13 protein-coding genes are annotated in these 13,860 nt (G+C 68.5%); 9 read left to right on the top strand and 4 right to left on the bottom strand.

Annotated elements, in window-relative coordinates:
* Positions 1-54: 54 nt before the first annotated feature.
* The 4 genes from tyrS to RLT58_RS19575 are packed head-to-tail and all read right to left on the bottom strand — an operon-like array spanning position 55 to position 4,377.
* Entirely contained in the window at positions 55-1,458 is a 1,404-nt protein-coding gene (gene tyrS, locus RLT58_RS19590) for a tyrosine--tRNA ligase (RefSeq protein ID WP_311311675.1), read from the bottom strand.
* A gap of 41 nt (positions 1,459-1,499) precedes the next feature.
* Positions 1,500-1,910 carry an NUDIX hydrolase gene (locus RLT58_RS19585; protein WP_043972521.1) on the bottom strand — a complete coding sequence of 137 codons (411 nt, stop codon included), beginning with the start codon at positions 1,908-1,910 and terminating at the stop codon, positions 1,500-1,502.
* 57 nt (positions 1,911-1,967) lie between these two features.
* Complete coding sequence (locus RLT58_RS19580; RefSeq protein ID WP_311311674.1) at positions 1,968-2,921, bottom strand: FAD-dependent oxidoreductase; 954 nt, start codon at positions 2,919-2,921, stop codon at positions 1,968-1,970.
* A 10-nt stretch (positions 2,922-2,931) separates the two neighbouring features.
* A complete protein-coding gene (locus RLT58_RS19575; protein WP_311311673.1) occupies positions 2,932-4,377 on the bottom strand; it encodes an NsdA family TPR-like regulatory protein in 1,446 nt (481 codons plus the stop codon).
* Between the two features lie 202 nt (positions 4,378-4,579).
* Between RLT58_RS19575 and RLT58_RS19570 the strand changes: the two genes are divergently transcribed.
* Genes RLT58_RS19570 through RLT58_RS19530 form a run of 9 tightly spaced genes read left to right on the top strand, consistent with a single transcriptional unit; the run spans position 4,580 to position 13,859 of the window.
* Complete coding sequence (locus RLT58_RS19570) at positions 4,580-5,107, top strand: ATP-binding protein (RefSeq protein ID WP_311311672.1); 528 nt, start codon at positions 4,580-4,582, stop codon at positions 5,105-5,107.
* 44 nt (positions 5,108-5,151) lie between these two features.
* On the top strand, positions 5,152-6,462 hold the full coding sequence (locus RLT58_RS19565) for a glycosyltransferase family 4 protein (protein ID WP_311311671.1): 1,311 nt from the start codon (positions 5,152-5,154) through the stop codon (positions 6,460-6,462).
* Positions 6,459-7,457 carry a D-2-hydroxyacid dehydrogenase gene (locus RLT58_RS19560; protein ID WP_311311670.1) on the top strand — a complete coding sequence of 333 codons (999 nt, stop codon included), beginning with the start codon at positions 6,459-6,461 and terminating at the stop codon, positions 7,455-7,457. Before RLT58_RS19565 ends, RLT58_RS19560 begins: the two co-directional genes overlap by 4 nt.
* A gap of 3 nt (positions 7,458-7,460) precedes the next feature.
* The gene (locus RLT58_RS19555; protein WP_311311669.1) at positions 7,461-8,573 is read left to right on the top strand and encodes a radical SAM protein; all 1,113 of its coding nucleotides are present in this window, start codon (positions 7,461-7,463) and stop codon (positions 8,571-8,573) included.
* On the top strand, positions 8,573-9,691 hold the full coding sequence (locus RLT58_RS19550) for a hypothetical protein (RefSeq protein ID WP_311311668.1): 1,119 nt from the start codon (positions 8,573-8,575) through the stop codon (positions 9,689-9,691). The genes RLT58_RS19555 and RLT58_RS19550 overlap by 1 nt, the downstream gene beginning before the upstream one ends.
* Positions 9,692-9,707: 16 nt before the next feature.
* Complete coding sequence (locus tag RLT58_RS19545; RefSeq protein ID WP_311311667.1) at positions 9,708-10,505, top strand: radical SAM protein; 798 nt, start codon at positions 9,708-9,710, stop codon at positions 10,503-10,505.
* A 23-nt stretch (positions 10,506-10,528) separates the two neighbouring features.
* Positions 10,529-12,253 carry a carbamoyltransferase C-terminal domain-containing protein gene (locus tag RLT58_RS19540; RefSeq protein ID WP_311311666.1) on the top strand — a complete coding sequence of 575 codons (1,725 nt, stop codon included), beginning with the start codon at positions 10,529-10,531 and terminating at the stop codon, positions 12,251-12,253.
* A 5-nt stretch (positions 12,254-12,258) separates the two neighbouring features.
* Positions 12,259-12,873, top strand: a complete 615-nt coding sequence (locus tag RLT58_RS19535) for an HD domain-containing protein (protein WP_015609485.1) — start codon at positions 12,259-12,261, stop codon at positions 12,871-12,873.
* On the top strand, positions 12,870-13,859 hold the full coding sequence (locus RLT58_RS19530; protein ID WP_311311665.1) for a glycosyltransferase: 990 nt from the start codon (positions 12,870-12,872) through the stop codon (positions 13,857-13,859). The genes RLT58_RS19535 and RLT58_RS19530 overlap by 4 nt, the downstream gene beginning before the upstream one ends.
* The last annotated feature ends 1 nt before the right edge of the window (position 13,860 follow it).

Below are 13,860 nucleotides of genomic sequence, written 5' to 3'. Positions count from 1 at the left end.
GACCAAGCAGAACGGCGCCGACCCGCCGATGTGGGCCGGCGCCTGGTTTGAATCTCAGGCTTCGATGCGAGCCACCTTGCGACCCACCTTGAGGTACAGCGCGGCGCCGTCGAGTGCCCCAACCTCGCTCACCACTGCGCCGAGCGCCTGCTGGACGGACGCCTCCGTGAGCTGGGTGGTCTGCTGCTCTCCGTCTGCCTCACGGATAAGACGCAGGCCCTTCTGCTGAGCCACACGGCGCACGGCGGAGATGCTGGGGGCGAAGTCCAGCGTGCGGCTGATCAGGGCCCCGAGGGTGTCCTCGGAGTGCTCCTTCAGGGAGACAACGGGGAGGTTCTGGGTGTCCCCGAAGGACCGCTTTGAGAAGCGAGCTGTGAACTCCGCGCGGGCGGCGGCCGCGACATGCGGGCCGTGCAGGGCGGCTACCACCTCTCCGGCGAGGATCCGCTTGACGGCCATCGGGTGAGCGGTCCCGTCCTCCAGGCGCTTGGTCACCACGCGGATCTCGTCGTCCGTCCACTCGGTGAGGAGCTGAAGGTACGGCTCGGTCAGGTGGTCGGGGATGGACATCAGCCGGCCGTAGACGTCATCGGGCGTTGCTGTCAGGCCCACGTAGTTGCCCTTACTCTTGCTCATCTTGGAGCCCGTGCCGTCGGTCCCTTCGATGAGCGGAGTGGTGATGACGACCTCGGGCGTCTGCTCCGAGATCTCCATGACCTTGCGGCACATCTGCAGATTCAGCAGCTGGTCGACTCCACCCAGTTCAACGTCGGCAGTGATGGCGACCGAGTCCATCGCCATGACGACGGAGTAGACGAACTCGGCGATGGACAGGCCCTGCCCCTCTGCGAGCCGCGTGCGGAAGTCCTCACGCTGCAACGACATGGAGACGGGCACTCGGGCGAGGATCTCGACGAGCTGCGGGAGACTTACCTTGTTGAGCCACTCACCGTTGAAGCGCAGGTCGGCACGCTCAAAGTCGATGAACGGTGTGACCTGCTGCTGGTACGTGCTCAGGTTGCGGGCGATGTCCTCGTCGGTGAGAGCCGGTCGTTCCGAGGAGCGTCCCGAGGGGTCACCGATCTTCGCCGTCACGTCGCCGATGATGAAGACGACGTGGTGACCCATGCGCTGCAACCGGCTGGCGATGATGATCGGCACCGCATGGCCGAGGTGGACGTCGGGCGAGGTCGGGTCGATGCCGTACTTGATGACGAACTGGCGCCCCTCAGACCGCGCGGCTTCGATCTTCTCGGCGAGTACCGCAGCCGAGGGGATCAGGTTGATGGCGCGCCCCTCTACCAGCGCGGCTTGCTCCTGGGGGGAGAGGTCGGAGAGATCCAGGGAGCGCCGGGCGGTTGTCTCGTCGAGCAACTGCGAGACCGCATAGTCCGCGCCCAGGTCCGCTCCATCGAGGATGTGCATGACACTGGTAACGGACTCTCTCAGACGGCTCATGACGCGTATACGACCAGCTTCCGGGCCCGCGCGCCAACCCTTTACAGCAGTGCTGCGTCGAGGTAAGCCTGTACGGGCTCGAACAGCCCATACGGTACGTACTGCACGATCTCGCCATGGGCCACCCACGCGAGCTCGGCCAGCTCCTCGGTGTCTGCGACGTAGGCAGTACCGCTCAGCACGTCGCAGGCTGTGTATGACATCAGCCGACCCGTCTTCGGGTGGACCCGCTCGCCGAGCAGCTTCGCTGCGGAGACGGTCAGGCCAGTCTCCTCCCGGGTTTCGCGCACAGCGGCGCCCTCGCGTGTCTCTCCGGGCTCAACCTCACCGGCAGGGAACTGCCAGGACAGCTGTCCCTCATTGACCCGACGACGCACCATGAGGACCCGCCCCTCATGAACGACGATCGCCGCGGCAATGCCCGGTCGCTGCCTCGCATTCAGTTGAGTCACGTCGTCCCTCCAAGGTGGCCGCACGAAGCGAGTGATATGGCGGCCGCAGATCCAGAGTCACTTCGGAGCAAGCAAATCCCGAACCTCCTCGGCGCACCCCCACGACAGAGTGACACCGGCACCCCCGTGACCGTAGTTGTGCACGACCAGCGCATCGCCCTCCCCCCGCTCCGCCTCCACGCGGACCGTAGAACGGGTCGGCCGAGCGCCGATCCGGTGCTCCAGGACACGCGCACGGGCGAGGCGGGGTTCGACCTTGACGCATCGAGCGAGAATGCCAGCCGCCGCCTTGCCGTCTGGGGCGAGGCTGCCTTCGCCGTCGATGGCTGTGCCGCCCAGGACGACGGTCTCTCCATGCGGGTAGAAGCACAACAGATCCGGTGACGTACCGGTGTCCTCGGAAAAGAACTCGGTGAGCCCCGGGTTGGTGACGACTACGTGCTGGCCGCGAATCGGCCGCAGTTCCGGATCCAGGACCAGGCCGCGGGCCCCCATGCCCGTGCAGTTGACGATCACGGTGGCCGGACCGACGTCCGCGAACGAGGCCAGACATCGCTGCTCAACCGTCCCGCCCGCTGCATGCAGCCGGCGCAGGAGGTAGTCGAGATATGCGGGCATGTCGATCAGAGGCACTGTGAACCGGTACCCGGCGGTGAACCCGGTCGGAAGCTCGGTCGGCTCGCACGGCCGGAATCCCGGCAGGGTCGTAGCCCAGTCCGGTGGAGACTCGGCCGTACGCGATGCCTCGATGCCGCTGGTGAGCCGGACACCTGTGGCCCGGTCCTCGGCCAGCTCCCGGAATACCTCCAGGGACCGCTGCCCCCACCGGTCGACCTTGTCCTTCGGCTCTACCAGGTACGGGCCCCACATCGCTCCGGCGGCCAGCGAGGTGGCACCGGGCACCTGCTCGGCGATCACTCGCACCAAGGCCCCGGCCTCGGCGAGAACGACGGCGGAGGTCAGTCCTGCCACCCCAGCCCCGACAACGACAACGCGCTCCCCTGCGTTCATGATCTCGACATTAACGGCCGGGTGGCGAGGATGGAGCATGTCGGGCGAGGGCGTCTTCGAGGACCGGCAGGAAGCTGCGGACATGCGGGTTGCGCTGGCGGCGGCGGAGGTCCGCGGCAAGCTGGTGCAGTAGGGCGGCGCTCCTCGGTGAACACACGACGCCAAGGCGGTCAGCCGCGATCTGTCCGATCTCGCAGGCCGCCTCCAGGTCTCCGTGAGCGCTGTGCCCCAAGGCCAGCCAGGCACCTTCGAACATGGCCCTCCGTTGGCTGGGATCGCCACGCGGAACGTCGTATGCCCCGGACCGGAGCATCTCGGTCCCCTGCGCGAGGAATCGTCGGGCCTTCGTGCTGCCGTCGGCCTTCTGCCGCGCGCGCCCCATCTGGATGAAGCCGTAGCCGGCCTGGCAGTCCAGGTGGTTGTCGGTCAGGAAGTACATCCACCGGGGCTCTTCCTGGCTGCCGTCACGACTTGCGATCAGTTCTCGGGCAGAGCCGCGGGTGTGCGCGAAGTCGTTGTCACGGCCGGCGGCGGCATACGCATAGGCGAGCCGGGAAAGGACGGATGCCCGGGCGGCGGGCGGAGCGGCTTCGCTGGCGCGGCGGGCAGCCTCGCCGAGGGCGATTGCGTCCGCTGGGTGTCCTCGGCTCGCTGCCTGGAAGGAGAGGTCGCCGAGGATATGGGCGCACAAAGGAAGGTCGTTGGCCTGATGCGCGGCTCGCAGTGCCGTGGCGAAGTAGCGCTGTGCCAGGCCGTGATCGGCGGCGTCGAAGGCCATCCAGCCGGCCAGCTGGCCGATCTCCGCGAGCGCGCGGATAAGCCTGCTTGTCACGACGGGCGAGTGACCACCATCGTGAATGAGTAGTCCCACCGCACGGAACTGAGCACCTACGTAAGGGAGATGTCGCGCTCCTCCGTGCTCGTCATCAAGCAACTGGAGCATGGGCAGGTGCTGCTCAACCTGGTCGACAAGCGGATCGGCGCCGTTCGACGGAGCTATCCGGGGCGCGTACTGGCCTCGGCCTGCCGTTCCGTCAAGGTACTGGGCGACGATCGCGAGTAGCCCCGCGCCCGAGATCGCAAGGAATCGACGTCGGTCGACGAGCCCTCCCATCACCCAGTCTTCCACGATCGCCTCCATGCCCTGCACGGTCCAGGGCCGTGCGAGATCCGTGTCCGCAGGGACGAGAGCCGAGGAGTCGCCCGCGCGGCCTTGCCACAGTTCGGCCACCGAGATGGCTCTGCCCAGTTCCTGGGAGAGCACGTAGGCAGCCATCATCGGCAACGGCGAACGCGGAAGGGAACCGCCGTCCCTCCAGTGGTACGGCGCCGACTCAGCGACGGTGCCCGCTCCGAACACCCGGTTGAGCTTGCGAGCAAGCGCCTTGGGGCTCCATCCGAGTTCGTCGAGGCAGCCCGACAGCACGGCGTTCGGTCCCCCTGCCTGCTGTGCCACGTGCGACCACCTCGCGTCCCAGGGGTTCGTCGACCACTTCGCGCTCCCCATGGTGGGGCAGGCAGCTGCCGAATCTCCTGCCTATCAAGGAAGTTGACCGAGTTGACCGACTGATCGGGTGCTGCACGACCGGCCTCCTCCGGTGTTCTTGAGTCACGGCGGAAGGCGCCGCCTTCGACGCCGGCGGAGAAAGAGGTGGGCTTTGAGAAACCACACGAGCACCTCCCGAGACCGTCCGGGCAGTGTGCTGGAGCGCGCCACCGAGCGACCGGTCTCCGCGCCCTCACACGGGTACGCCGATGGCGGCGGTACGACCACGCTGATCACGGACCTGCCATACGGGCCGAGGGCGGCCGCGGTCGCTCGGGAAGCCGTCGCTGTGGCACTCCTCGGCACCGAGGCGGACCTGCTCGACGACGCCCGACTGATCGGGTCGGAACTCGCGACGAATGCGTTCGCCTCAGGGAACCCGCCTCTGGTCCTGTGCGTGGACCGCAGGAGCCCGGTCGTCGGTGGCTTGGAGGTCGAGATCACCGTGACCGACGGTGGCTGCCTTCGACCCGCGCCTGCCTCTCACCCGGCGCCCGAGGAGCAGGCCGAATCGGGGCGGGGCCTGGTCCTCGTCGAGGCACTGGCCGACGCCTGGTCCCTGACGACCGGCGCCGACGGCACCCGCGCCTGGTGCCGGCTGACGCGCGCGTCCAGCTCTTCGCCTGCGAGAACGCTCTGATGCCCGCGCCTACAAGATCCTGTCTTCGAAGGAGGCACCACACGGTGCGCATCGACCATGCGACCCCGCCGTCCCCGTCCGCTGAAGTGCCGACGGCCGTTCGCTATCCGCGCGTAGTCGTCGCCCTTCACGAGGGCCTGTACGGCGCCGAGTCGGGAAGCGGCTTCAGTAACCGTGCCTTCCTCACGGCGCTCGCCCGCCTCCTGCCGACGGGCCGCCTCTCCGTGATCTCCCCACCCGTCTCTGAAACGGCGGTCGCACCCGATCGGCGGTGGAGCCGCGAGGTCCAGCTGATGCTGGACGAGGCGGAGGCCGAGGTGATCACGATTCCCGAGGTCCAGATGCCCCCGGATTCGGTCCGCGGCTCCACGCAGCTGTGCGCCCTGGCGGGGAAGGCTGCCGCACGCGTCGCCGATCGCGCGAGCCGCTGCCTGCTCGTCGGCCTCGACGTTCCTTTCCTCGGCCTCGCGGCTTACACGTCACCGACCACGGACCTGCTGCTCATCCCCCGCTCCGCAGCGGCCCTGACGCGGCCTGGAGACCTGTCCCGAATCCGCTGGGAACGTCAGGCCCTGCGGGCGGCGACCGCCCAGGGCGGTCGTATCGGGGCCATCTCCACCCACATGCAAACCCACCTCGTCACGAACTGCGCCATCCCGCGGACGGGCATCGTGAACATCCCGAACGGACTGATCCGAGAGGAGATGGCCGGGCCGACGCGTGTTCGGCCCCTGCCCTTCAAGGCCCGAGCCGGCTTCCTGCTTGCGATGGGGCGCGCGGTGCCCACCAAGGGGTTCGAAGACCTCCTGGAGGCGCTGCACGTTCTGAAGGAACGAGGGGTCCGGCTGCCACATCTACTCCTGGCGGCGGTCACGTCGGATGATCACAAGCACCTGAGCTCGTACCAGAGGCACCTGGCAGCAGGTATCCGCGCCTACGGCTTGGACGCGACGCTGATCACCCGCTTCGCCCCCTCCATCCGCTCCTGGCTGCATAGCCCCGCGCTGCACGCGGTCGTCGTTCCCTCTCGCGAGGAGCCCTTCGGACGGATACCTCTGGAGGCGTTCGCGGCGGGGGCGGGGCCGGTCGTCGCTACCAGCGCCGGCGGACTGGCCCAGACCGTCATCGAAGACGAGACCGGATTCACCGCCGCCCCCAGGGACTCCCAGTCTCTGGCGTCGGCCCTGCACCGAGCCCTGACCACCCTGCCCAGAGAGCGCGAGCGGCTCCGGAACGCCGGTGCGGCTCTGGTGCGTTCACGCCACGACTACGAGGCCAACATCGGCTCCGCCATCGGCCGCATCACCCCATGGGCTTTGGCCCCGTCGTCCACCGAGGAATGCAGGGGCCGATGAGCCGGACGGTGGTACTCATCAGCCTGGAATCCCCGCACTCCTTCTGGCGGTTGTCCGCCGAGCACGAGCGTTTCCTGCGTGCTTCTTTCCCGGGTGTGGATTTCCGTACGGCCGCCGAGGAGGACGTGCCGTACCGGATGGCGGAAGTCAGCATCTACTTCGGCTGGCGGTTCGAACCATCGTGGCTGGTCGGCGCGCCGCATCTGAACTGGATCGCATCCCCGGCCGCCGGCACCGACCATCTGCCCGTTGCCGCGGCGCACTCCGCCGGAGTGGCCCTGACCCGCTCGTACGGGTTCCACGGCCGTCCCATGGCCGAGCACGCCATGGGGCTGGTCCTGGGCTTCTCTCGCGGGTTGTTCACGAGCCAGCGCGTTCAGCGGAACCGGACCTGGTGGAAGGACGACCTCGCCGAGGAGTTCTTCGACCTGGCCGGCTCGACGATGACCATCGTCGGCTGCGGCAGCATCGGAGGCCATCTCGCCCGCACCGCGCGCGCCTTCGGTATGGACGTGATCGGAGTACGCCGGACGCCGCCTGTGGCAGCGGGGGACGGGATCACCTGGATGCACGCCTCGGCGGTGCACCAGGCCGTCGCCATCGCCGACGTGGTGGTCGACCTGCTGCCGGCCACCCTGGCCACGCACCATCTCTTCGACCACGCCCTCTTCACGGCCTGTAAGCCGGGAGCCGTCTTCCTCAACCTCGGCCGTGCGACAACCGTCGACCAGTCGGCCCTCCTGGCCGCCCTCCATAACGGCCACCTGCGGGGCGCCGCGCTGGACGTATCCGACCCGAGACCCCTGCCCGCTCGCCATCCGCTGCGGCTCCACCCCCGGGTCGTTCTCACGCCGAAGAGCTCGACGCTCTGCCACACGTACATGGACAAGGCGGTCGCGTTCTTCGCCGAGAACCTGCGCCGCTTCCTTGCCGGTCAGCCGCTCACCGGTCTGGCCGAACCACCCGACGCACATTCCCCCCTCGCAGGAGGCTGACCGATGCCCACCACCCGCCACCGTGACCTGGCTGCCGCCTTCGCGGCTACGGGCCGCAACCACCCCTACCTGGCCTTCACCCTGAACTCGTTGTGCAACCTGGACTGCGTGTTCTGCAAGCCCCGCTGCATGCCGGACTACGGGCACAAAGACCGCCCCCTGACCACCGCCGACTACGCGGCCATCGCAGCCGAGGCCGGGGTTTGGAAGATCCGGAAGGCGCACTGCTCCGGCGGCGAACCGACCCTGCGGGCGGACATCCTCGACGTGATCGAGGGCCTCGCCGACGGCCTCGGGCCCGACGCCGCGATCGGCATGACGAGCCACGGCAACCTACGCCGCGGGCTGAGCGTGGAGAAGCTGCACCGCGCCGGACTGACGTACCTCAACCTCAGCCTCCACAGCCTCGACCCGACTCGATCCGCCACGATCATGGGCGGCGGCGATCCGCGCACGACTATGCGCACCCTCGACGAGGCCCTCTCCCTCGGAATGCGGGTGAAGATCAACTGCGTCCTCCAGCGCACCTACCTGGACGACGCCTTCGCCGTGGCTGAGTTGGCCCGCGACCTACCTGTCGCCGTCCGTCTGATCGAACTCCAGAACATCGGGCCCGCACAGGCGCTGTTCGACACCGAGTTCATCAACGAGGCGGACGTCCGTGATCGTCTCCACGAATGGTTCGCGGGTGCGGGGGAGGTCTCTCGTGAACAGCTCGGGGTCCGTAGCCCCGGGCAGTATCTCCGTCCGGACGGCTGGGCAGGCTCGATCGGCTTCATCTCCAACTCCAGCTGTGCCACGTGCTCCGACGCCAATCGCATCAAGATCACGCCCACTGGCGTGGCCCGCCCTTGCATCCTCCACAACCGTGACATCCCCCTGAAGCCCCACCTCGCCGACAGCACCCTCGGCAATGCCTTCGCCCACCTCTTCCAGGCCATGCTCGACCGCAACACGAACGACGCCTGGCAGGGCTTTCATTACGTCGACTACGACCTTCGCTGGGACCGGATGGAGCGTCCCGAGGGCACCCCGGTCCTGCTGCCCCTGCTCCCCGTCCTCCCCTCGGACGCGGCCCAGCCCTCGTGCACCCGAGCCTCCACCGGAGAGCAGTGATGGTCGCATCCGAAGCGCCGCCGCTCTACCCGGGTCTCGGAACGCTGTACGAACACGAGCTGGACGCCCACGAGGTCGGGGCCGTGATGCTCACGCACAAGTGGCAGCCGGCCGATCTGCTGGCTCCCCACTCCGACATCGACGTGCGTGTCCTCCTTCAAGAGGCACCCGCGAACTGGGAGGAGTGGAATCACCGTCTGGCCGCGGCGCATAAGTCCGCGGTCCGCCGAGAGGTCTCCCACGGGCGGCTTCTGGAGCACCCTCCCGGGTTCGCATTCACCGTGCCCGAAGCGGACGGACGGCTCGTCTGCGCACCTGAGCTCGCGACCTGGTCGCTGATCAGCGGTAGCGCCCGGGACTTCCAACGCTGGAGGTCCCGGGCCCAGATGGCCCCCTGGTGCGAGATCGACGAACGCTTCTACCGGGCAATCCTCCAGTCGAGGCTCGGAGGCCGGTACCAGCTCGCGGCGGACAGTACGGACAACGTGGTCGAGGACATCACCGCGTACCGGCGTCACTGCGTGGCCTGGCACTACCTCGCCCCCTGCTGGTTCGCCGCCGCCGCACTCGCGACACGGACACGCTGCCCCGGCAAGACCGCCGCGCTCACCCAGTGGCGCCCGGACGGGCTGGACGCGTACGCCGAGCTGTTTCTCCGGCACTCCGAAGACGGACCCAACGGGCGACTCCGCAGCCCGCGCCACCTGCTCCGCGCGGCACACGTCTCCCTGGAAGCCGCCATGCGCCGCATTCCGCAGGCAAGCCACCCTCCCGACAAGGGCAAGGAGTCCGCTGCCACCGACTGGGCAATGACCGCCGGAATGCTCCGCGTGCGTGTCGCCCGCTGGCTGTACTACCTCGATCCGCCGCCCGGTGTCGCGACCGAGTACCTGATCCGGCGGGAGGCGAAGGAACTTCGTTCCGCCGCACAGACCCTGAACGCGCTCGCGGAGGACGGGGCCACTCCCGCCCAGCGCCTGGCCGCCCGAATGGCCGGGTTGATCCCCGCCGGACCGACGACTCCCGACACCCTGCGCACCACCCTCGCGCTCTGGCACCGGCAGAAGTCCACGGTGCAGGAATTCCTGAGCCTCCCGCCCAGTGCCATCCACCCCTGACACAAGGAGCCCCGCCATGCCCGCGCGTGCGTCCCAGCCCCGCGCCCTGAAAACGGCGAAGATCAAGATCACGACGAAGTGCAACCGTTCCTGCGACTTCTGTATCTTCGCCGACGGCGCCCAGGGCGAGAACATGGCCCCAGAGCTGTTCTCCACCATCCTGACCCGGCTGGAGACCATCCCTTTCCAGCAGTTGCACATCAACGGCGGCGAACCCACCGTGCACCGGGACTTCCCCGCTCTCAGCGAAGCCGCCCGGACACGCATGCCGGACAAGGTCATGGTTCTGGGCACGAACGCCATCACGCTGGCCCGCAACCAGCGGATCATGGAGGCCACGCTCCGCTCGTACGACCAGATCCTCATCGGCTGCGACGACGAGCACGAGAACTACGCCGAAGTGCACGCCGTCGTGCCCCGTCTCCGCGAAGTCGGCAAGACCGTGGTCGTCAACAGCGTGCTGGAAGGCATCAGTTCTTCCCGTCTCGTGGAGCTCGCGAGGCTGTGCGACACGTACGGCGCGATCCACGTCACCAACCACGTGCACCACGTCGACGTCGGCCAGCCGTCGAACGAGCTGCGCGGCATCTGCGACCGCTACCTCGACCAGCACCTGATGATCGAGATGGACGGCTCCTGCTACCGCTGCTTCAACGCCATGGCGAAGGTCGACAGCGAATTCAGCATCTGGGACGAGGACTTCGCGGCCAAAGTGTTCGCTCCCCGAGGCCATCACTTCCGGTTCTGCCTTCGCTGCCACGAGTACACCGACTCGGGCGCCGCTCTCCTGCCTGCCCGCATTCCGACCGCATGACTCCAGACCGGAGGTACACGACCATGCCCGCAGTCCTCGGGCTGAACTTCCACCACGACACCGCCGCCGCCTTGATCGTCGACGGCCGCCTCTACGCGGCAGAAGAGGAACGCTGGAGCGGTGTCAAGCACAACCACCCCACCCGCAAGGGCACGCTCGCCGCGCCGGTCCGTGCCCTTCAGTGGTGTCTGGAGGCCGCCGGCATCGAACCGCAAGACGTCGACGCCGTCTGGGCCGCCTCCATGCGTCCCAATCCTGCCGCCGGCTGGTGGCTCACCGAGGAGCGGGACGAACTCGCCGCTCTCTTACCTGCCCCGCTCGGTGACCATCTCCGCCTCCTCTCCCACCACACCGCTCATGTGCTCTCCGGGTACCTGCTCTCCGGACACGACCACGCGGCGGGCCTCGTCATTGACGCCGGCGGCTCCTCCCTCGGCTCCGACTTCGGTCCGGGGCGGGAACGCATCACCGGCTACGACCTGCGGCCGGATCGCATCGACCGCGTCCACCAGAGCATGCCGACCGTTGTTCCCGGCCCTGTCGGCCCTCGGCGCGTTCACTCCTCCCTCGGGCACTTCTACCGAAACCTGGCCCGCAGAGTGATCCCGCCGGGCGACGAACCCGAGGGCAGCATGATGGCGCTTGCGTCGTTCGGCGACCCCCAGCGTTACGGGCCGCAGATCCGCGAACTCGTACGGCTCGGCGACGACGGCGAGGTCCGGATCGGCCATCCCTGGGGCTCGGCGGACAACAGCACACCGCTGCTGCTCCGTGGCGGCGTCTGGACCGCTGACAACGTCGTGGAGCAAGCCGACTCGGATCGGGCCGACCTGGCCGCCGCAGTCCAGGATGTCTTCTCCGAGTCGGTCATCCACATCGCACGCCATCTTCAACGGCTCACAAGAGCCTCGGCGCTGGTGTTCTCGGGTGGGTGCGCCCTGAACTCCCACCTCAACGGCCGGCTGGCCGACGACAGCGGCTTCGGCACCCTCTTCGTGGCGCCGGCACCGCATGACGCGGGCACCGCTGTGGGCGCCGCCTTGTACGGCTGGCACTACCAGCTCGGGCAGGAACGTCTCCGGGTGCCGACCGACGCGGCCTGGGGCCCTGACCCGGGCATTCTGAAAGCGGGTGCGATGCCATCCGGGTACCGCGCTCTGACCGGCCTGGGGGCGGACCTGGCACCGGCGGCGGCAGCGCTGCTCGCTCAGCACCGCATTGTCGGCTGGGTACAGGGACCGCTCGAATTCGGGCCCCGGGCCCTCGGGCACCGCTCGATCCTCGCCCACCCGGGCCACGCCGCCACGCGGGATCGACTCAACGCGATCAAGCAACGAGCTGCGTACCGCCCGTTCGCCCCGGCCGTCCTCGCCGAGCACGCCACGGAGTGGTTCATGTCGGCGGGCGACCCCTTCATGAACCGTGTCGCCCACGTCCGCCGGTGCCGAGCCGACCGCATAGCCGCGGTCACCCACCACGACGGCACCGCGCGCGTCCAATCCGTGGCCACAGACCACCAGGGCCTGCACGAACTCCTCCAGCGGTTCCACGAGCACACCGGCCTGCCGCTGCTGTTGAACACCTCCTTCAACCTCAAAGGCACGCCGATCCTGCGATCCGCCGAGCAGGCCGTACAGGCGGCAGCCGGCCTCGGGCTCGACGCCCTCGCCGTCGGAGACACCCTCCTGATCGCCGACCACGTCCCCGACCCCCGGGCTCTACCCCAGCCATCCTTACGAGAGGGGTGACGGAAATGGCCGTTGCCAATCTGCCTCACATCCTGACCACACTCGCCACCAGCACATGGGCCGTCGGGGACCGTTCCCGCGCCCGTGTGGCTGCCGGTCTGGCCCTCGCGATCTACGCCGGGCATACCCGAGATCAGGGCACCCCGTACGTCCAGCATCCGCTCGCCGTCGTCACGGTTCTGCGGTCCGAGCTCGGCGTCACACAGCCCGAAACCCTCCTCCTCGGCCTTTTGCACGACGCACTGGAGGTCGATCCGGGCTCAGAGGCTCTCGTCACCCACCAGCTGGGGGCACCCTTCGCTGAACGCCTACGCGCGATGACGCCCGACCATCGGCTCGAACGCCGGCCCAAGGTTCCGGGCGACGAGAACCGATGGCGCGTGAAGACAGCGGCCCTCCCCGCGGAGGAGCTCCTGGTACGGCTGGCCGACCGTATCCACAACCTGCGCGACCTGGCCGCCTCGCCGAACCATGAACGCCGGCGGAAGTTCGTACGGAACCTCACAGACTTCCACCTCCCCCTGGCCGCCGCCGCACGCCGCCTCAGCCCTCACCTGGAAGCCGCGCACACGCTGCTCAACGCCGAGTACATCCACCACCAACAGGAGATACGCCCGTGAGACGGATCGTGTACTCGATGGAGCCAGTTGGTCGGACCGGCGGCCGGGTCTACCTCCGGATGCTTCACGAGGCGACCGCCGGCGATGTTGAGTGGCGCACGGTTCCGGACCACAAGCGCACCTACCGCGTCCGCCGCTGGCGGAAGATCCGCCACCTCGCCCGACTGGCCCCGACCGTCCGGGCGCTGAGTTCCGCCGCCACCGGCACCTTCGTGTGGGACGACCTCAGCCTGCTGCTCTTCACACCGGAGATGCGGGCCCGCACGGTGTTCCTCCTGCACCACTACGAGCCGTTGCAGCACGACTCCACTCCTGTGGAGGCCATGCTCTGGGAACGGCTGTTCCGGGTGCTGCCGCAGTGTGCGGCCGTGGTGTGCGTATCCCCGTACTGGGCTGACTTCCTCCGGTCCCGCGGTGTCCACAACGTACGGGTGATCTACAACGCCTTCGACATGACCGAGATCGAACGGGCACGCGCCCTTGACCGGGCCGAGTGCCGCGCCGAATTCGACCTGGCCGCGGACACGATCGGCGTGTACGCGGGCAAGGCCGTCCACTGGAAGGGCACCGCGGAGGTCGCGGAGGCCCTGGCCGGCGCACCCGGGCTTCAAGTGATCACCAGCGGCAGCAACACCATCGGCTTCGGCGGTACGCACTACGACGTGGAGCGCGAGCGATACCTGCGGCTGCTGCGGGCATGCGACGTCGGCGTCTTCCTGCCCCGGATGCGGGAGGGCTGGAGCCGCTGCGCAGCCGAGGCACTGCTGCTCGGGCTGCCCTGCCTGATCCGACCGGTCGCGGGCCTCGGCGATCTCGCGGCCCTGACCGGCCAGCCGGCACCAGACCTCGACCGTCTGTCGACGCAGGTCCGGGAACACGCTACGGCGCGCCGAACCGAAGCCAAGGCCGCGTACGAGGCCCTGGCCCGGTTCGACCTGCACTACTTCGGAAACGCCTGGGGCGACCTTCTCGCGCAGGTGGCCTGAC

The sequence above is a fragment of the Streptomyces sp. ITFR-16 genome, from assembly GCF_031844705.1.
Taxonomy (GTDB): Bacteria; Actinomycetota; Actinomycetes; order Streptomycetales; family Streptomycetaceae; genus Streptomyces.
Note: the sequence above shows the minus strand (reverse complement) of the source record. Positions and strands in the feature narration are given on the sequence as shown.

Coding starts and splice junctions, on each gene's coding strand:
- RLT58_RS19550 (WP_311311668.1), top strand. CDS start 8,573: ATGGTCGCATCCGAAGCGCCGCCGCTCTACCCGGGTCTCGGAACGCTG.
- RLT58_RS19555 (WP_311311669.1), top strand. CDS start 7,461: ATGCCCACCACCCGCCACCGTGACCTGGCTGCCGCCTTCGCGGCTACG.
- RLT58_RS19540 (WP_311311666.1), top strand. CDS start 10,529: ATGCCCGCAGTCCTCGGGCTGAACTTCCACCACGACACCGCCGCCGCC.
- RLT58_RS19580 (WP_311311674.1), bottom strand. CDS start 2,921: ATGAACGCAGGGGAGCGCGTTGTCGTTGTCGGGGCTGGGGTGGCAGGA.
- tyrS (WP_311311675.1), bottom strand. CDS start 1,458: ATGAGCCGTCTGAGAGAGTCCGTTACCAGTGTCATGCACATCCTCGAT.
- RLT58_RS19545 (WP_311311667.1), top strand. CDS start 9,708: ATGCCCGCGCGTGCGTCCCAGCCCCGCGCCCTGAAAACGGCGAAGATC.
- RLT58_RS19535 (WP_015609485.1), top strand. CDS start 12,259: ATGGCCGTTGCCAATCTGCCTCACATCCTGACCACACTCGCCACCAGC.
- RLT58_RS19560 (WP_311311670.1), top strand. CDS start 6,459: ATGAGCCGGACGGTGGTACTCATCAGCCTGGAATCCCCGCACTCCTTC.